The organism is Castellaniella sp. GW247-6E4 (assembly GCF_040276065.1).
Taxonomy (GTDB): domain Bacteria; phylum Pseudomonadota; class Gammaproteobacteria; order Burkholderiales; family Burkholderiaceae_B; genus Castellaniella.
Map to the genome: position 1 here is coordinate 190,799 of NZ_JBELOI010000008.1, position 18,863 is coordinate 209,661.

Annotated in this window: 16 protein-coding genes and 1 riboswitch; of the genes, 10 read left to right on the forward strand and 6 right to left on the reverse strand. The window is 61.9% G+C overall.

The features are described 5' to 3' along the window. The first annotated feature begins 211 nt into the window (after window positions 1–211). A complete protein-coding gene (gene nadB / locus ABS761_RS11705) occupies window positions 212–1,852 on the forward strand; it encodes an L-aspartate oxidase (RefSeq protein ID WP_350408510.1) in 1,641 nt (546 codons plus the stop codon). Window positions 1,853–1,859: 7 nt separating this feature from the next. Here the strand turns inward: nadB and ABS761_RS11710 are convergent, their stop codons facing one another. Genes ABS761_RS11710 through nadA form a run of 3 tightly spaced genes read right to left on the reverse strand, consistent with a single transcriptional unit; the run spans window position 1,860 to window position 4,924 of the window. Next, a complete protein-coding gene (locus ABS761_RS11710; protein WP_350408511.1) occupies window positions 1,860–2,903 on the reverse strand; it encodes a double zinc ribbon domain-containing protein in 1,044 nt (347 codons plus the stop codon). Between the two features lie 12 nt (window positions 2,904–2,915). Then, complete coding sequence (nadC, locus tag ABS761_RS11715) at window positions 2,916–3,791, reverse strand: carboxylating nicotinate-nucleotide diphosphorylase (protein ID WP_350408512.1); 876 nt, start codon at window positions 3,789–3,791, stop codon at window positions 2,916–2,918. Beyond that, window positions 3,788–4,924 carry a quinolinate synthase NadA gene (gene nadA / locus ABS761_RS11720; RefSeq protein WP_350408531.1) on the reverse strand — a complete coding sequence of 379 codons (1,137 nt, stop codon included), beginning with the start codon at window positions 4,922–4,924 and terminating at the stop codon, window positions 3,788–3,790. Before nadA ends, nadC begins: the two co-directional genes overlap by 4 nt. Before the next feature lie 115 nt (window positions 4,925–5,039). Next, a riboswitch (yybP-ykoY riboswitch) is annotated at window positions 5,040–5,209 on the forward strand. Between the two features lie 5 nt (window positions 5,210–5,214). On the opposite strand from nadA, the gene ABS761_RS11725 reads away from it, so the two are divergent. The 5 genes from ABS761_RS11725 (at window position 5,215) to ABS761_RS11745 (ending at window position 12,267) form a co-directional block, all read left to right on the forward strand. Continuing rightward, the gene (locus tag ABS761_RS11725) at window positions 5,215–5,790 is read left to right on the forward strand and encodes a TMEM165/GDT1 family protein (RefSeq protein WP_350408513.1); all 576 of its coding nucleotides are present in this window, start codon (window positions 5,215–5,217) and stop codon (window positions 5,788–5,790) included. Window positions 5,791–6,049: 259 nt separating this feature from the next. Then, on the forward strand, window positions 6,050–8,290 hold the full coding sequence (locus ABS761_RS11730) for a sulfatase-like hydrolase/transferase (RefSeq protein ID WP_350408514.1): 2,241 nt from the start codon (window positions 6,050–6,052) through the stop codon (window positions 8,288–8,290). Continuing rightward, entirely contained in the window at window positions 8,277–9,404 is a 1,128-nt protein-coding gene (locus tag ABS761_RS11735) for a formylglycine-generating enzyme family protein (protein ID WP_350408515.1), read from the forward strand. The genes ABS761_RS11730 and ABS761_RS11735 overlap by 14 nt, the downstream gene beginning before the upstream one ends. Window positions 9,405–9,553: 149 nt before the next feature. Further along, the gene (locus ABS761_RS11740; protein ID WP_350408516.1) at window positions 9,554–11,446 is read left to right on the forward strand and encodes an FAD-dependent monooxygenase; all 1,893 of its coding nucleotides are present in this window, start codon (window positions 9,554–9,556) and stop codon (window positions 11,444–11,446) included. Between the two features lie 122 nt (window positions 11,447–11,568). Further along, the gene (locus ABS761_RS11745) at window positions 11,569–12,267 is read left to right on the forward strand and encodes an FAD-dependent oxidoreductase (protein ID WP_350408517.1); all 699 of its coding nucleotides are present in this window, start codon (window positions 11,569–11,571) and stop codon (window positions 12,265–12,267) included. Between the two features lie 499 nt (window positions 12,268–12,766). On the opposite strand, the gene ABS761_RS11750 is transcribed toward ABS761_RS11745, so the two are convergent. Continuing rightward, window positions 12,767–13,813, reverse strand: coding sequence for a DNA-binding protein (locus ABS761_RS11750; protein WP_322995024.1), 1,047 nt, complete (start codon window positions 13,811–13,813; stop codon window positions 12,767–12,769). 141 nt (window positions 13,814–13,954) lie between these two features. Between ABS761_RS11750 and ABS761_RS11755 the strand changes: the two genes are divergently transcribed. Then, window positions 13,955–15,151, forward strand: coding sequence for a tyrosine-type recombinase/integrase (locus ABS761_RS11755; protein ID WP_322995023.1), 1,197 nt, complete (start codon window positions 13,955–13,957; stop codon window positions 15,149–15,151). A gap of 10 nt (window positions 15,152–15,161) precedes the next feature. Here the strand turns inward: ABS761_RS11755 and ABS761_RS11760 are convergent, their stop codons facing one another. Further along, window positions 15,162–16,598 (reverse strand): heavy metal sensor histidine kinase, encoded by a 1,437-nt coding sequence (locus ABS761_RS11760; RefSeq protein WP_323012755.1) that lies wholly within the window; start codon window positions 16,596–16,598, stop codon window positions 15,162–15,164. A 3-nt stretch (window positions 16,599–16,601) separates the two neighbouring features. Then, a complete protein-coding gene (locus tag ABS761_RS11765; RefSeq protein WP_350408518.1) occupies window positions 16,602–17,288 on the reverse strand; it encodes a heavy metal response regulator transcription factor in 687 nt (228 codons plus the stop codon). A gap of 207 nt (window positions 17,289–17,495) precedes the next feature. Here ABS761_RS11765 and ABS761_RS11770 point away from each other — a divergent pair, with 207 nt between their 5' ends. The 3 genes from ABS761_RS11770 (at window position 17,496) to ABS761_RS11780 (ending at window position 18,723) form a co-directional block, all read left to right on the forward strand. Beyond that, window positions 17,496–17,933, forward strand: coding sequence for a cupin domain-containing protein (locus ABS761_RS11770; protein WP_350408519.1), 438 nt, complete (start codon window positions 17,496–17,498; stop codon window positions 17,931–17,933). 134 nt (window positions 17,934–18,067) lie between these two features. Then, window positions 18,068–18,310 carry a hypothetical protein gene (locus tag ABS761_RS11775; RefSeq protein ID WP_350408520.1) on the forward strand — a complete coding sequence of 81 codons (243 nt, stop codon included), beginning with the start codon at window positions 18,068–18,070 and terminating at the stop codon, window positions 18,308–18,310. A 5-nt stretch (window positions 18,311–18,315) separates the two neighbouring features. Beyond that, on the forward strand, window positions 18,316–18,723 hold the full coding sequence (locus ABS761_RS11780; RefSeq protein WP_350408521.1) for a hypothetical protein: 408 nt from the start codon (window positions 18,316–18,318) through the stop codon (window positions 18,721–18,723). The last annotated feature ends 140 nt before the right edge of the window (window positions 18,724–18,863 follow it).

The window sequence follows — 18,863 nt, forward strand, 5'->3', positions numbered from 1 at the left end:
AGCCGCGAGGTGGAGGGATGCCTCGGCTTGAGAGTCCCTGCGGACTGTCCGGTGCCTGTCGAATCGGAGCGGCGTGCAAGCCGCGACGTGGAGGGCTGCTTCATGCCGGGGTCCCGTCGCGTGCAAGCCGCAACCCAAAGAAGTGTCATAATCCGGGAACTGTCCAGTTGGACGCCGCGTTGAACGAAGCACAGTCAAACCACATCCCACAATGAACCACTCATACGATGTACTGATCGTTGGCAGCGGCCTGGCGGGCCTGACCGTCGCCCTCCACCTGGCAGCCGACAAAAAGGTTGCGGTCCTGTCTAAAAAAGCCCTGCTCGACGGAGCCAGCAATTGGGCGCAGGGCGGCATCGCCGCGGTGCTCGACTCCCAGGACAGCCACGATGAGCACATCGCCGACACCCTGGTGGCCGGCGCCGGCTTGTGCGATGAGGCGGCCACCCGCAGCATCGTCGAGGGTGGGCGCTCGGCAATCGACTGGCTCATCGATCTCGGCGTTCCGTTCACCCCCGACCAGGGTGCCGAACTGGGTTTTCACCTGACCCGCGAGGGTGGCCACAGCCAGCGCCGGATCATCCATGCGGCCGATGAGACCGGCCACCTGGTGCAGGTCACGCTCGAGCAGCGGGTCCGCGCCCACCAGAACATCACCTTGCTCGAACACCACTCCGCCGTCGAGCTCATCACCAGCCGGATCCTCGGCGGTCCCAGGACACTCACGAACGAGAGCGCGCCCGCGCGCTGTCTGGGCGCCTATGTGTACGACGAGGCCGGCGACACCGTGCACACCATCCTCGCGTCGCATGTGGTCCTCGCCACGGGCGGCGCGGGCAAGGTCTACCTGCACACCAGCAACCCCGACACTTCCACCGGCGATGGCATCGCCATGGCCTGGCGCGCCGGGTGCCGGGTGGCCAACATGGAGTTCATGCAGTTTCACCCCACCTGCATGTACCACCCCAAGGCGAAATCATTCCTGATCTCCGAGGCGGTTCGCGGCGAGGGCGGGGTGCTGCGCCTGCCCGCGGGCGCCGGCGCCGAGGCGGGCAAGCGCTTCATGCAGTGGCACGACGAACGGCTCGAGCTCGCGCCGCGCGACGTGGTGGCCCGGGCCATCGACTTCGAGATCAAAAAGCACGGCCTCACGCACGTCGAGCTGGACATCAGCCACCGCCCGCCAGAATTCATCCTCGAGCATTTTCCAACCATTCACGCCCGCTGCCTGGAATTCGGCATCGACATGACGCGCGGGCCCATCCCGGTGGTGCCCGCCATGCACTTCACATGCGGGGGCGTGGTCATCGACATGAACGGGCGCACCGACATCCCCGGCCTGTATGCCGTTGGGGAAACCGGATACACCGGCCTGCACGGAGCCAATCGCCTGGCCAGCAACTCCCTGCTCGAATGCCTGGTGATCGGACGCAATGTCGCGCACGACATCGACGGTCGCAAAGACGCGCCACCGCGCCCGCACGGCGAGGTACCCGCCTGGGACGACAGCCGTGCGCGGGATTCCTCCGAGGCGGTCCTGGTCACGCATGCCTGGGACGAGGTGCGGCGGCTGATGTGGAATTACGTCGGCATCGTGCGCAGCCAAAAACGCCTTGGGCGCGCGCGCCAACGCATCGCCATGCTAGAACAGGAAATCGAGGACTACTATCAGGCGCATCGCGTGACCAGCGACCTGCTGGAATGCCGCAATCTGATCGAGGTCGCGGCCCTGGTCGTGTCCAGCGCGCTGCTGCGCAAGGAAAGCCGTGGACTGCACTACTGCCTGGATTACCCATGGGTGTTGCCCAAGGCCTTGCCCACAGTGCTGACGCCCGAGGAGGACTTTCGCTAGGCTCGCCTCAGCGGGAGGCGGCCTGAGTCCCGCAGGACGGGCAGAATCGGGCGAATGCGCTCTTGCGCGCCTTGCAGTGCCCACAACGATCGAAGAGCCCAATGCCGCAGTGCGGGCAGTAGTCGACTTGTGCATCGTTCAGGCTCACGGGGCGTTCGCAGCTCGGACAGACCCCTTTCGCCAGTCTGGTCAGCGCCACGTCATAAGCCAGCTCTTTGCGGCGTTCGCGGTCGGGTAGGGCCTCGGCCTGCTTCTGGCGTTCGAGATAGCGGCCGAGCGCGAGGACGGCGTAGCGTCCAATCAGAATCGTGAGCACAATGCCCACGATCGACCGTACGTAGCCGCCGTAGCTGGGCAAGTAGGGGACCAGTTCGACAAAGAAGGCGAATAGCGCAAAGAACACGAAGCCCCAGACAAAGGGCCACCAGGTGCCATGGCGTTTCTTGACGAACAACCAGCCGGCAGCGGCCAGCAGCGGCAGGGTGAGCAGCAGCCGGTACAGAAAGACGCGCAATTCCACGCGTACCTGCTCGGCCCGCATTTTCTCGCCGGCCGCGGCCCGCATGTCCCGCAAGCGCCCCTCGGCCGTGTCGGCCGCCTGGCGGGCGTCGAGTACCGCCTGCTGTTGTGTTTCGACGGCCTGCTGAGCGGCGCGCTCGGTCTGCTTGAGCGCATCCAGCGCCCGGGTGCGCGCCAGGAGCTCTGGATCGTGGTCCGGACGGTTGGTCACCGCGCGGGCGGCAAGCCAGTTGTCGTAGGTCTCGCGCGCGGCCAGATTGTCGTGGCGGGCTTTTTCGTACTGCAGGCGCGCCTGATCCAGGGCGCTCTGGCCCGTCTCCTGTGCCTGGCGCGCATCCTCTATCCTTGCCTGCAGGGCGTGCGCGGCAGGTTTGTCCGCGAGGAAATCCTCGAGTGTCAGGGGTGCTTCCACCCGGGGCAGGTCGCCGACGATTGCGCTGCCCAGGCCGATCAGGAAGCCGGCGAACACGAACGCCACCAGCCACAGGCCGCGGCGAAACCATTTTTCGGATAAGCGCAGCGCGCGGCTCATGTCGCGTCCAAGTCAGACAATGCGCATCGAGTAGTCGACGGCCTTGATGTCTTTAGTCAGGTTGCCGATTGAAATCCGGTCCACTCCGGTCTGGGCGATGGCACGGATGGTGTCGTGGGTGATCCCGCCCGAGGCCTCGAGCAGGGCGCGGCCCCGGTTGAAGCGCACGGCCTCGGTGAGATCCGCCAGGCTGAAATTGTCCAGCAGGATCGATGCGGCGCCGGCCTCGAGCGCCTGACCCAGTTCGTCCAGCGATTCCACCTCGATCTGAACCGGGACGTCGTGGGGCAGGGCCATGGCGGTGCGCAGAGCCTGTCCGATCCCGCCCGCGGCGGCGATGTGGTTTTCCTTGATCAGCACGCCGTCGTACAGCGCCAGGCGCTGGTTGCGCCCACCGCCGACGCGCACGGCGTACTTCTGGCCCAGGCGCAGGCCGGGAAGGGTCTTGCGTGTGTCGAGGACACTCGCCCGCGTCCCCGCGACCAGGTCGACATAGCGCCGCGTGGCTGTCGCCACGCCCGAAAACATTTGCAGGAAATTCAGGGCGGTGCGTTCGGCCGTCAGCAGCGCGCGCGCCGGGCCGCGCAGGCGGCAGACAGTCGAGTCGGCCGCCATGGTGTCGCCTTCGGCGTAGAGCCACTCGATGCGGATGCCATCGTCGACCCGATGCATGACGGCCTCGAACCAGGGGGCGCCGCACAGAACCGCAGCCTCGCGCACGAAAACCCTGGCATCGTCAACCCGGTTTGCGGGGATCAGCAGGCCCGTCACGTCACCCGCGCCGATGTCCTCGGCGAGCGCGCGGTCGATGTTGGCGTCGAAGGAGGACTGCAGATCGGGCGGGAAGGGGGTGTGGGGGTTGCGCAGCGTGGAAGTCGGCGAACTCATGCGGGGCCCACCCCCGAGAACAGAGCCTGTTCACGGGCGAGGTCGGGGCCGGGGCGCACATTGCGCCCACGTTGCGCCGCGAAATCCAGCATGCGGTCGATACAGACTTTGGCCTTGCGACCCAGCGCCGGGTCCAGACGAACCTCGTTGTGGCCGAACTCGAGCGAGTCGGCCAGCCCCTTGAGCGAGTTCATGGCCATCCAGGGGCAGTGTGCGCAGCTCTTGCAGGTCGCCGATTCGCCCGCCGTGGGCGCGGCGAGGAAGGTTTTATCGGGCGCGGCCTGGCGCATCTTATGCAGCAGGCCCTGGTCGGTGGCGACGATGAAGGTCGAGGCCGAGGATTCCCGGACGGCGGCGAGCAGGCGTGAGGTGGATCCCACCACGTCGGCCTGGGCCACGACCGAGGCCGGGGATTCCGGATGGACCAGGACCAAGGCGTCGGGGTGCTCTTCGCGTAGCAGATCGAGTTCGACACCCTTGAACTCGTCGTGCACCAGGCAAGACCCTTGCCATAGGACCATGTCCGCGCCCGTCTGGCGCTGGATGTAGCCGCCCAGGTGGCGGTCGGGCGCCCACAGGATCTTGTGTCCCTGGCGGTGCAGTTCGGCCACGATGTCCAGGCCGATCGACGAGGTCACCATCCAGTCGGCCTGCGCCTTGACCGCCGCGCTGGTGTTGGCGTAGACCACGACGATGCGGTCCGGGTACTGGGCGCGGAATTGCCGGAAGGCAATGGGGTCGCAGCCCAGATCCAGCGAACAGGTCGCGTCCAGATCGGGCATGATGATGCGTTTCTCGGGGCTGAGGATCTTGGCGGTCTCGCCCATGAATCGCACCCCGGCCACGACCAGAGTGCTGGCCGCGTGGTCGCGCCCGAAGCGGGCCATCTCGAGAGAATCCGACACGCAGCCGCCGGTTTCCTCGGCCAGGTCCTGGATGTCGGAATCCACATAGTAGTGCGCGACCAGCACGGCGTCGCGAGCCTGGAGCAGCGTGCGGATGCGGTTTTTCTGGAACTCGCGTTCCTTGGCGGACAGCGGCGGGTTGACCCTGGCCCAGGCTTCGGCGACGCCATGGGTACCGGTGGCCATGTCGGGCTGGTCGAATTCGATGATCTTGGTGCGGGATGACATGATGCGTAATGAGAATGTCACGAGGGGAACTTCCATCATACGTCAAAAGGGGGCGGCGACGGCAGGCGGGCGCCACGGCGAGTGAGGATATCGCCGGACAGGCTATAATTCCGCCGCACCCGTCATCGGGGAGTAGCCGCTGCGCATCCGTGCGCAGGCACGCGTCAACACACTTGGCCATCCGGCCGTGGCGCGTGCAGCTTCGGGCCTGGCAAGACCTTTGACTGCGTCGTTCCACCGCAAGGGGCCGGGGGGTGACGTAGTCGCGTCAGCCCCCGATCAAACCCGACATGGATGCATTCCTGATTTCCACCGGAATCGTCGCCCTGAGCGAAATGGGCGACAAGACACAGTTGCTGGCCATCGTCCTGGCTGCGCGCTTCAAGCGCCCCTGGACTATTTGCCTGGGCATCCTGCTGGCCACCCTGGCCAACCATGCGTTGGCGGGTCTGCTGGGCATCGGCGCGGCCCACCTCATGGGTCCGCAGGTCTTGCGCTGGACGGTCGGCCTGTCGATGCTGGCCATGGCGGGCTGGCTGTTGATTCCCGACAGAATCGACGAGAAAGTGGCCCGCCCCGCGCATGGCCTGGTGGGGGTCCTGGGCGCCACCCTGACGATGTTCTTTCTCGCCGAGATGGGCGACAAGACCCAAATCGCGACGATCGCTCTGGCGGCGCGCTATGACGCCTTGGTGGCGGTGGTCTGTGGCACCACGGCGGGGATGATGCTGGCCAACGCCCCCGCCGTGTTCCTCGGAGAAGCCATCGCCAGGCGTGTGCCGATGCGCCTGGTGCACGGCATCGCCGCGGCCGTCTTCGCCGTCCTGGGCGTCCTCACGCTGCTCGACGTCGGCCATCTCTTTTGATCTGAGCTGATCCGCGTTGATTCGAGCACACGCCCGGCGCCGGAAGCCGCCTGGTGCGGTCTTCTCCGCATCTACCATATAGATGGTATGGGCCCTGATTGTTGATGATTCAACCGGAAAAATAGGTTACGATTTTCGGCATCCCATGGGTTCACGGCAAAGCATGACGCGGCACGCCACGCGCCGAGAGCGGCCTTGCAGGTCATGGCCTCTTGGGCGCCTGTCTGCGAACCGGCCTTGTGGAAAACTGGAGAAGCTATTGAAGAAGTCACTCCCGACATTGCTTGCCGCGGCCTCGGCGACGCTGATTCTCGCCGCCTGCGACGGCGGCGGTTCCGGCGGGCTGGCGTCCAACGCGCCGCCTCCCGCGTCACAGACCCCAAACATTCTCTTCGTCATCATGGACGACGTCGGGATCGACCAGATGGCGTCCTTTGGCTACGGCGGCCTGACCGCGCCCACTTTGCCCAATATGGACGCGGTGGCCAAGGCCGGAGTGCGGTTCCGCAATACCTGGTCCATGCCGGAATGCTCGCCGGGGCGCGCGGCGTTCTTCGTGGGCCGCTATCCCATCCGCACCAATATCTACCAGGCCATCGGGCCGGCCGACCTGGCCAACTCACAGTTGTCGCCCTACGACATGACCGCGCCCAAGATGCTCAAGGAGGCCAATTACGAGAGCGCGATGTTCGGCAAGTTCCACCTGGCTGGGCCTGAGCACAACCAGGCCGAAAACGCCACGCCCAGCGTCCTGGGTTGGGATTATTTCTATGGCTGGATCGGCGGCCTGCCAGGTTCGATCGACACCCAGGCAGGGGATGATGGCAACGCCCTGAAAACCTATCAGTGCGGCTTCGTGCCAGGCAATGGGGGGGTCGCCGGTCCCGGCATCGGCGTCGGCGACGTCAATGCCGGGGCCTGCCGCTACGCCGACAATAGCTGCTCAATGATCCGGCGCACTGACCTGCGGCAGGATCCGGCCGGGCTGCAGTGCCTGGACTCCGGGGGCATTTTCGTGCCCGGGCAGACCTGCGCCGCCGCGGCGCCGGCGTCCCTCCAGTTCGATCGCCAGAACGGCTATTACGTTTCGCCTCTGGTCATCATCGACGGCGGCACAGTCGAGGAAGTCCCGCTGACCGATCCGCGGGCACGGGGCTACCGCACGCGCATCGAGACCGATGCAGCGATCAACTGGATCAAATCCCGCCCGGCGTCCCGGCCCTGGATGGCGACGGTCAGCTACAGCGCGCCCCACACCCCCTGGCAGCAGCCGCCCGGCGAGCTGCTGGCCGGCGGGCTGTCGGTCACCGGCAACCTGAGCTGCACGGACACGGGGCCGGGCCGCATCATCCAGAACGAGATGACCGAGGCCATGGACACCGAGTTCGGGCGCCTGCTGGTCGAGACCGGTCTGGCGCGCCGAGCCGCGGACGGCAGCCTGCTCTACGATCCCAAGGCCAGCAACACCGTCATCGTGATCGTCGGCGACAACGGCACCTTGGGCTCGGCGGTTAAGACGCCATTTCAAACAGATAGGGCCAAGGGCACCGCCTACCAGACCGGCGTCTGGGATCCTCTGATCATCGCCGGGCCGCAGGTCGCGCAGCCCGACCGCGACGTCGAGCACATGGTCAATACCGTGGACCTGTTCCAGTTCTTTGGCGAGGTGGCGGGCATCGACGCGCATCAGGCTGTACCGCGCACCATCGATTCGGTGGGTATCCTGCCCTACCTCAAGGATCCGGGCCAAGGCAGCCTGCGCACCATCAACTTCACCATCGGCGGCTACAACACACAGGCCAACGGCGGGCGCAACGGGCCATGCGTGATCTCGGGCAGTTGCACCCAGATTCCGATCTCCAAGAGTGTCTGCGAAGACAACCAGGGGGCCTGGTGGGGATCGGGGTACGACGATCCGTCGGTCGTGGACAACGGCGGCACCGGCTATCTCAGTTGTGCGGCCGTCAATGAGGCGCTCGACGGCGCTGGCGAACCGATGATCACCATCCTGCCGGAAATTTCGGCGGCGATCCGCAACGACAAATACAAGCTGGTCGAAAATACGGTCCAGACCTATATCCCGGGCACCGGGATTGTTGACCCGGTCGTCACCAAGGAGTTCTATGCGGTCGACCAGGCCGTGCCGACGCCCAAACTCGACAATGACGACGTCATATTGTGGAAGAGCGGGGATCCGGACTTGCCGGCAGGGGAGGCCAAGGCCGCGCTCGACGCGCTGAACACCAAGTTCAACGAGATGATGGCGTCCAACCCACCGTGCCCGGGGGACGGCAACTGGGATGGCGTGGTCGACAGCCGCGACACAGCCGATTGGGCGCGGATCAACAAGGACTGGGGGCTGTCCAGCGTGTACGACTTCGTGTTCGCGGGTCCGCCCGCCGATGACACCAAGCGCGACGGGATCACCGACGGCGCCGACCAGGCGGTCATCGACGCCAATATGAACGTCACCTGCGACCGCAGCCATGGCCTCTATTGATCGACGCCGCCGCCTGCTGGCGGCGAGCGGCGTGGTACTCGCGGTGGCGCTGGCGGGCGGGGCCTTCGCCTGGTCCGCCCGCCCAGCGTCGGCTCCCGCCACCCCCGTGGCGATCCTGGGCGATGGCGCCTCGACGCCGGCGGGCATGGCCTGGATCCCGCCGGGCGAATTCCTCATGGGCAGCGACAGCAAGCTCGCCCAGCATAACGAGCGGCCCGCGCATCGGGTCGCGCTGCCAGGCTTCTGGATCGATGTCACGCACGTCACCAACGATCAGTTCGCCGAGTTCGTGCGCGCCACCGGCTATGTGAGCACGGCCGAGCGCAAGCCCGACTGGGACACCATCCGCGTGCAATTGCCGCCCGGGACGCCGCGTCCCCCAGACGAGGTGCTCGTGCCGGGCGGCATGGTCTTCGTCGGCACGCAAGTGCCGGTCAATCTGCGTGATTACACCCAGTGGTGGCGCTACGTGCCCGGGGCCGACTGGCGCCACCCGCAAGGGCCGGGCAGTTCGATCGAGGACAAGGGCGACCATCCCGTGGTCCAGGTGTCGTACGAGGATGCGCTCGCCTATGCGCATTGGGCTGGCAAGCGCCTGCCGACCGAGGCCGAGTGGGAGTACGCCGCGCGCGGCGGGCTGGAGCAGGCCGACTATGTCTGGGGCGAGGAGCCCTTGCCGGACGGGCGGATGCAGGCCAATTACTGGGACGTGCGCCAGCGCAGTTTCCCCGTGGTGAATACGGCACCCGCCGGCGTGCCGGGGACGTCGCCCGTGGGTTCGTTCGCCCCCAACGGCTACGGCCTGGAGGACATGACGGGGAACGCCTGGCAATGGGTCGCCGACCGCTATCGGGCCGATTATTTCGCCTTGCAGGCGAAGGCGGGCGATGGTCCGATCGACAACCCCAAGGGACCGGAGGATTCCTTCGACCCCTCGATGTACGGAATGCCGGCGGATGCGCCCAAGCGCGTCATCCGTGGCGGCTCGTTCCTGTGCAACGAGTCCTACTGCCTGTCGTACCGGCCCAGCGCCCGCCGCGGCTCGGACCCGTATTCGCCGATGTCGCACCTGGGGTTCCGGCTGGCCAAGGACGCACCGTCACCGGCATCCTGAGCAAGCACGCCACCGCTCGCGCCAGCCAAAGCATCGCGCCGGCCATAGAATATTGATTGCCCCGGCCGCATGGCCGTGCTTTGCCCGTGCCCGAAACCATCGGTCGTCGATACGTCGAGATCGCCGGGCCGGCGAATCCAGGAGACGGCATGAAATACCACCATCACGGATATGTCTCGCACGATCCACGCATCCAGCCGGCGGCCGGCGCCGGCATCGACCGCCCCGAGGATCCGCCCGATCGGGTGGATGTCCTCATCGTCGGAGCCGGGCCGGCGGGCATGATCGCCGCCGCCCAACTGTCGCAGTTTCCCGGAGTCGTGACACGGATCGTCGACCGCCGGTCCAGCCGCCTGGAAATCGGGCTGGCCGATGGCATGCAGAAGCGCAGCCTCGAGACGTTCGAGGCTTTCGGATTCGCCCGGCGGCTGATGGCCGAGGCCTGCCACGTCACGGAAACCCTGTTCTGGAAGCCGGATCCTGACAATCCGGCGAACATCGTCCGCGTTTCCCGGGTCGACGAGGACCCGCAAGGGGTCAGCGAGTTTCCGCATCTGACGGTCAACCACGCCCGGGTGCTGGACTATTTTGCCGAGTTCATGGAGCGTGCGCCCACTCGCATGAAACCGGACTACGGGCTCGAGTTCAAGAGCCTGTCGGTGGCGCCCGAAGGCAGCCATCCGGTCACAGTCACGTTGGCGCACACGGCCGGCGAGCGGGCAGGGCAGGAGCGCGTGGTGCGTGCCCGATATGTGCTGGGCTGCGATGGGGCCCACAGCAGCGTGCGCAAAGCCATCGGCCGCACGCTGCACGGCGAATCCTCCAATCATGCCTGGGGGGTGATGGACCTGCTGGCCAATACCGATTTTCCTGACATCCGCACAAAATGCGCCATCCAATCCGAGTCCGATGGCAATATCCTGCTGATTCCGCGTGAGGGGGGGTTCCTGTTCCGCCTGTACGTCGATTTGGGCGAGGTGGCGCCCACCCATGATGGCGCCATCCGGCGCACACCCGTCGAGCAGATCATCGAGCGGGCTCAGCGCATCCTGCGGCCATATACCCTGAACGTCCGCCACGTGGCCTGGCACAGCGTGTACGAGGTGGGCCACCGCCTGTGCGAGCGCTTCGACGACGTGCCGCCGGATCTGGTCGGCACGCGCGCGCCGCGGGTGTTCATCGCCGGGGACGCCAGCCACACGCACAGCGCCAAGGCCGGGCAGGGGACCAATGCCTCGATGCAGGACGGCTTCAACCTGGGCTGGAAGCTCGGGCATGTGCTGGAGGGGCGCAGCCCCGAGAGTCTGCTGGCCACGTACTCGGCCGAGCGTCAGGCGATCGGCCGCAATCTGATCGATGAGGACCGGAAATGGGCCACGCAAATGGCCAAGGGCGCCGATGCCTTTGCCAGCCATGCGGAATTCGAGCAGGCCTACCTGCGCATCACGGAATTCGCCCAGGGGTTCATGACCCAGTATGCGCCCTCGATGATCACCGCTCCGGCCAAACATCAGGCACTGGCGACAAAGCTGCTTGTCGGCAAACGATTCTGGTCGGCCGAGGTCATGCGGGTGGCCGACGCCAATCGCCAGCATCTGGGCCATCAGGCCCGGGCGGACGGGCGCTGGCGGATCTATGTGTTCGCTGATTCCGCGCGTGCCGGCGACGAGTCGCCGACCGCCGCGCTGGGGCGGTGGCTGGACGAGTCCCCCGAATCCCCCCTCCGGGGCCATACCCCGGCCGATATCGACGAGAACGCCTGGTTCGATGTCAAAGTGATCTACCAGCAAGACCACACGAATGTCGATATCGGCCGCGTGCCCAGGGCATTTCGGCCCGAGGTCGGCCCCTATCGCCTGACCGATCTCGAGAATGTCTACGCGGCCCTGCCCGAGGACGATATCTTTGCGCGGCGCGGCATCGATCGGCGAGGCGCCATTGTGGTGGTGCGCCCCGACCAATATGTGGCCAATGTGTTGCCTCTGGAGGCGATGAGCGACCTGGCGGCCTTCATCCAGGCGTTCGCGTTACGCCAGCGCTGATGCGCCAGGCGGCGCGGGCGCCTATTGTTTTTAGCCACACTGCGCCGCGGGCGAAGGGCAATGGAGGATTGTTCGCGGTGCCATAATCGGCTAGGTAAACGGTTTTGAGAAGGAGAACATGCATGTCGACCAGTTATGACGTGAAGTTGCTGCGCAGGCGGGAAATTGCCGAAGGCACCCTGGAATTCACGATTGAGAAGCCCCACGGCTTCGAGTATCGGGCGGGCCAGTACGGCGATCTGGTCCTGCCGCCGTCCACCGGCCTGGACGAGAGCAACAACAAGCACGGTTTTTCTTTTGTGAGCGCGCCCTTCGAGGACACCCTGCGCATGGCAACGCGCATGCGCGAGACCAGCCGCTACAAGCAGGCGGCAGCCCGGGTGCCCGAAGGCACGATGGTGAAGCTTCTCGCGCTCTGGGGCGACTTCACGCTACAGAAAAATGAGCGCATTCCGGCCGTGTTTCTGATCGGCGGCATCGGCATCACGCCGGTGCGCAGCATCATCGCCCAGGCGACGCACGATAAAACCCAGCACGAGATCACGCTCATCTATTCCAATCGCGCACCGGCGCAGGCGGCGTACGCGGAAGAGCTCGCTCGGCTGGCCGAGATCAATGCCCATTTCACCTTCGTTCCCGTGTACAGCGACACGGATGGATTCGTGAACGCGGATACGGTGCGCCGGCATGTCCCCGATGTGAACGCGCCGCGCTACTATCTGGCGGGGCCCGAGTCCATGGTGAAGGCCATGCGCGCGGTGCTCATGCAACTGAACGTGGACGAGGACAACATCAAGACCGAAGAGTTCGAGGGCTATTGACGTTCAAGGCGGATCCCGGTGCGGCAGCGGGGTGACCATGCCCACAATCAATGGTCTTTGATGATCGGGCGGGAATCGCGATTGGGACATCTATTCTTTACTTTACATAATATACATTATGCGAATTACATGAGTCGACGCATTGCACCGGATCAGCGCCGGATCGGGGCCTCCAGTGCTCGGAACTAAAGTCGGTCGAGTTTCGCTAACTAAAGTTAGCAAATTGATGCGTGGCATCCTCTTGCCAACTTTAGTTCCAAGGTGGAATTGTCAAAAAATGCTCTGAACCAAATTCCCCACATGGGTGTTTTGCATGTTGGTGGGAAGTTTAGTTCCATTCCTCTCCGTGCCAGGCGCAACTCGTGAGACGATTGTGACCGCTCTATTGCACGGCATCGACAAGGATACTGCCGCCACCGTCTAGAAGATCAAATCTATATCTTTTGGAAGCATCATCTAGATAGGCTCCAGCTAGCCATATCTGTCGAAATATCGCTGCTCAGGGTCGGCGAGGCTTTCGTGCGGTTGCTTTGGTTGTTTGTGCGTTTTTTCTTTGGAGCTCTTGCAATTCTTCGAATTGACGGCGCCAACCTTCGGCCTGGCTACGAAACAGCACTGTTTGAGCGCTGGATTCGCTTAATTGGGTTTGCATTTGCTTGGCCTCGGTATCCGCGCGCTCCAGGCTTGCTGTCACTGTTTGCAGAGCGCCTTCCAGTTGGCCATTTTTTTGGCGACTATCGCCGAGCGCCTGCTGCAGTAAATTAAGCTCTTGTCTGTGCTGATCAACCGTGCGTAAAGCTCCAGCGGCATGGGCATCAAGCTCTTTCTGAAGCTTTGCCAAGGTGGTACGCTCACGATCCATATCCAGAAGCATGCGTTTTTCAGAGGCACGTGAGCGTTCTTCGGCTAACTGCATCGAGGTGCGCTGTTTGTCGAGCTCAAGAGCAAAATCACGGCGAGCATCTTCAAGCTGGCGCTGTAATACCGTGTTTTCATGCTTCGCTTCATCAAGCCTTGCGAGCAATGAATTCCGCGTTTCTTCCGCGACTGCTAGATTTTCACACTGAGTACCTATTTCTTGTCTCGCCCGCTCAAGCTCACTCTTAACGCCTTGCGCCGCCGATCGTGCAGCGTCTCGTTCAGCTTCCGCTGAGGCAAGATCGGCCTTTGCCTGGAGTACCTCTTCCTGGACTTCGGCACGGTACGCTGCCAGTGACTCTTGAGCAGCCGTTTGGGCGCTTGTCCATAGCGTGGCAATAAGTTCACCCGCGACGCTCTTCAAGGCTTCCGGCAAATCAGGATGCTCAATGCGTATGCGGCTTTTTTCGCGCAGATCCCCCCAGAACCTGGTCAGCGCCTCAGCCGGTGCGCTCATGCTGCCCTTGCGCACTAATTGATAGAGCTTATTGGCTGTCGGTGTGACGCCATATCGAAAGAACAGCAATGCACAGACCTCACGATAAAGCTCTTGAGTCTGGGTGAAGCGCTCGCGTAACGCCTCGACATCTCGCGAAAGCGCCGCATCCGTGGCGATATCCGTGGCCATGGCAACAATCCATAAAATAATTCAAGAAATAATACTACGTAATACGTTAAATACATGACTTATTTTCTTGATAATTTGACATTATTGGTATAATGTCAAGTTATACAGAGAGTACGATCTTCTGCTTACGTCGAGCTGGACATGGCCTCAAATAATGAATTTTCAGCAGCGCTTACTCCGCCCTCGCCCTTCGAGGCTGTGCGTGTTTCTCCAGAACTGGACGGACGCGCTGGTACGAACCGCGCCATGGGTAATCGGCCCCAGATCGCTGCTACCACCGATGTCGATGCCATTACGGCCTGGTTGGCGCGCTTTATGGACTCTCCCAACACTTTCAATAATTACCGTAAGGAAGCTGAGCGCCTCCTGCTGTGGTCGACTGGCGCAATGCAAAAGCCGGTGTCATCGCTCACGCACGAAGACTTGCTGGCTTATCAGCACTTCTTGAGTGATCCCCAGCCCGCGGCCCAATGGGTCATGCGCTCCGGGCGTAAGGTGGGCCGCACGCATGCCGATTGGCGCCCCTTCGCCGGCCCCTTGGCGCCCACGAGTCGTCGTCAGGCCATCATCATTCTGAACGGGATGTTTTCCTGGCTGGTGACGGCTGGCTACTTGGCAGGCAATCCGTTATCGCTCTCGCGCCAGCGCGCTCGTAAGGCCAAGCCGCGCGTCACGCGCTACCTGGATGACGAGGCCTGGAGCGAAGTAAAACTCGCCATTGATGCCCTGCCACGTGATTCCGACCGTGAGCGTGAGCACTATTTTCGGCTGCGTTGGCTATTTTCCCTGCTCTACCTATGCGGGCTGCGTATTTCGGAAGTCACTCAAAATACCATGGGTGGCTTCTTTTGCCGACGCGATAAGGATGGCGAGGAGCGCTGGTGGCTGGAGGTGACTGGTAAAGGCGAGAAAACCCGGATCATTCCCGCTACCCACGAGCTCATGATCGAGTTGGCGCGCTATCGGCGTGAAAAGGGCTTGGCGCCCTTCCCTATTCCCGGTGAATTTACGCCGCTTTTGCTACCGATCGGTCGCCAGACGCGCGCACTCACCCGCGCAGCAGTCCATCGTATTGTTAAGCATATTTTTAAAGAAGCCGCTACCCGGGTCCGAGCACGAGGCATTGACTTTGAGTCGAAAGCGCAAAGGGTTGAACAAGCCTCGGCTCACTGGCTACGGCACACCGCAGGCTCCCACATGGCCAATAACCAGGTGGATCTGCGTCATGTCCGGGATAACCTCGGGCACGAGTCCATCAGCACAACCAATACCTACCTGCATTCCTCGGATGACGCGCGACACCGCGAGACCGAAGAACATCACAAAATTCAGTGGTAGCTTAGTGGTGTTATCGCGGTTCAGTCGCAGCGTTATCTGCAGCATGCATTAGCGTGGGCAGAGTCATCTCGAACGTGATTACACTGCCCGAGGAGGACGCTGTGATCGATCCGTCATGTGCCTCAATGATCGATTTAACAATCGCCAACCCAAGCCCCGCACCCTGGCCGCTGCGCCGCCTTGAGGCATCTGGCCGATAGAATCGGTCAAAAAGATGAGGTAGATGTTCAGGTGATATCGCAGATCCCGGGTTCTCCACTCGGAGTACCCCTTTGTCGCCAGCCGAACTCACTGAGACCCTGACCGCACCGCCTTTGGGGGTGTGACGAATCGCGTTAGACAATAGATTGCTCAAGGCACGGCGAATCATCAGACGATCACCTTGTACGCACACACCCGATCCATCTAAAACGAGCGCCACCGCGCACTCCTCTGCCCACGCCTCAAAGTAATCAAACAAGCTATGCACTTCCGCAGCAAGGTCGACAGTCACCAGTTCGGGCTTCAGCAGCTTATTGTCCGCCTGCGCCAAGAACAGCATGTCGCTCACCATTTTCGCCATGCGCTCGTATTCTTCCAAACTGGAGTACAGGACTTCGCGATACTGCTCGACGCTACGCACCTGGGACAGGGCTACCTCTGTTTGAGTCTTCAAACTGGTAATCGGAGTACGCAGCTCATGGGCGATATCGGCTGAAAAATTGGAGAGCCTGCGAAAAACACCCTCGATGCGATCCAGCATGTCATTGAACGATGCCGCCAACTCCGTCAGCTCAACCGGCACAGCCTCCGGTTCGAGCCGAATATGCAATTGATCGGACTTGATACGCCTCATCTCACGACTGATACGCCGAATTGGCGCGTGACCTCGATACACCGCGAACCAAATGGCCAAGATGGCAAAAAGACAGGCGGCGAGCGTTATCAACCGCAGGTAATCACGAAAGCTCTCAAGGTAGTGCAAATGGAAATCGATATCTGTCGCAACGACAACGGTCAAGGGCGCATTGTCAGGAGCTCCATGCGGCACAATCTGTATGACAGCACCTCGATACGTCTGGCCCTTATCTCGCCAGATCTTGACGGAGCTGATATCAATCTCTTCAGTCGACGGTGGCAGGCGGGCGAATCCTTCGAGATCGGAATCAGGCGTCGCATAGATCAGTGCGCCGCTCTCGTCCGATACACGAAACTCAGCATCATGATGTCCCGAGACCGCAGCGGCCAACCGACGCCGAAGTGCCGCAGGATCCTCGTCTAGCGGGCGGGACGACAACGATTGCTGTAGGGCCTGAACCACGGCATTGAGCTCGTCGACGTCTTGTTGGACAAAGTGATCATTGATAGACCGTTCAACCGTCCACCCAAATGTGAGCAAAACCACCGTGATGACTGCCCCAATAGAGACAGTCAGGCGCAGCGCCAGAGAGGCTGGACGGTGCGCCACGGCTTAGTTGACGTCGCTACTGACGTCGAGCATATAGCCCATACCCCGCACGGTATGGATGAGCTTGGGCTCAAAGGCCTCGTCGATCTTGGCTCGCAAGCGGCGAATGGCGACATCAATCACATTGGTATCGCTATCAAAATTCATATCCCATACCTGAGACGCAATGAGTGAGCGCGGCAAAACCTCGCCCTGGCGCCGAACCAAAAGCTCCAAAAGGGCGAACTCCTTGTTGGTCAGATTGATACGCATCTCCTTGCGCCTCGCCTGTCGGCGCGGGATATCCAGCACGAGATCCGCTACCTGCAGCTGATCATTAAAAACTGGCACAGCGCCCCGGCGCAGTAACGTACGCACTCGTGCAAGTAGTTCCGAAAACGCAAAGGGCTTGATTAGATAGTCGTCAGCACCCAGCTCCAGGCCTTTGACACGATCCTCCACACTATCGCGTGCCGTCAGAAAAAGCACAGGCGTGGACAGCTTCGCCTCACGCAAGGTTTGAAGAATACGCCAGCCATCAACGTCTGGGAGCATGACATCGAGAATGATCAAGTCATAGGACTCCGTGAGTGCGAGATGGCGCCCGTCCAGGCCTGTGTGTGCCAAGTCGACCACGAAACCGGACTCCATCAGGCCTTGGCGCACGTATTCACCGGTTTTTATTTCATCTTCAACAACGAGCAATTTCATGTGATCGCTCCTGCGACGCTCTTCTGTATTACACCCAACTCGCGGACAGCGCTCTGCCTAAGAATTGCCTAAACCCAGGTAGGACTCTACTCACGCCCGCCTGACAGGACGATGACGGGCAGATTACAAAACTGTAATGTGCCTTTTCAATAGAAAACGCCTATCCTAAAAGCAGAAACACATGAAGTCATGTGCAAGAGGCAAAAAATGAGTATACGAACTTTATCGTTGGCAATCTCAGCAGCCAGCCTTTTAGCCACTGCAAGCTTCACAACGCTAGCGGCTGACCCCTCCCAGCAGGATCAAGGCATCACGCAAGCCTTCCAGCAAGCTATCGCCAACGCCCCAGGCAAATCACTTACCGGAGTCGTTGTCGACTACGCGCCAGGCGTCAAATCCCCTCCACACAGCCACGGCGCTGCTTTCGTTGTCGCCTACGTACTGTCAGGCGCGATTCGCAGCAAAGTCAATGATGGCAAGGAGATCGTCTTTCACGCGGGCGAAAGCTGGTCCGAGAATCCAGGTGATCATCACGCTGTCAGCGAAAACGCGAGCGATACCGAGCCAGCAAAGCTACTCGCCATTTTCGTCGCGGACACCAATGATCACAACCTCGTCATCTGGGACACTCCCAAGGCTCAATAACGAATTTTGGAACCCGCATGCTATCTATTCGAGCACTAACATTGTTGGTCGCATTGGTCTCAGGATCGGTTTTATTGGGATCCCCCAGCCTAGGCGCCGAGAGGACTATTGCCACTGCCCCACAGGCGAGCGGTGTGACGCTCAATGTTAAAAACCCAAACGAGCTCGTTTTCAGTGCGACCCCTGGGCCCGATGTCGATCACCTGCACGTTTACATGGATGGTGAGTTGATTGGGCAAACACGCCAGCTCAAGGGTGGCTTCACGCTTGATGGCATGGACCTATCACCAGGAAAGCATACCGTCTGCATCAAGGTGGCAAATAGAGCCCATGTCGCTACTGGCGCCGAGGACTGCGTCGATCTTAACGTCGGATAGGCGCTTTGAACTGGCAAAACCTCGTTTACGCGCTGACCCAGGTTGCCCACAACTTCGGTGCGGTGGCCGTGGTTGCTGGGCCGCTCTATTTCCTGATCAACCGCCAGACCAAACATGAGCGCCGCATCTTGTGGTTGACCCTGGTTGGGTGGGTCGCGCAAATTGCCAGTGGCACTTTGTTTGGCCTGGTAAGCCTCTACTTCTACAGCCAGCTACCCGACATTCATGGTGTCGCCATCGTGGCGCTAGCGATCAAGATAGCGTGCGCGATTATGGCGCTCGTACTCATCGCCTTATTGCTGCATGCGCATGGCTCGTACGCAGACCGACGCGCTCTCATCACATGGCAAGTACTCGCCATGCTGGCTATTGTCGCACTGACCGCAGCCGCCTTTCTGCGATGGTACTCGTAAAGCCGTAAGCTCCCCTGTCAAGTAGACAACGATCGGTAGAGTTTCGGAGCAAGTGACGTCCTCCTGACGTCCTCCCAAAACATGGACAGCCCTAAGCTGAAGAATCCGACATGTTTCGGGTCGTGGTGATATGCCTGGCA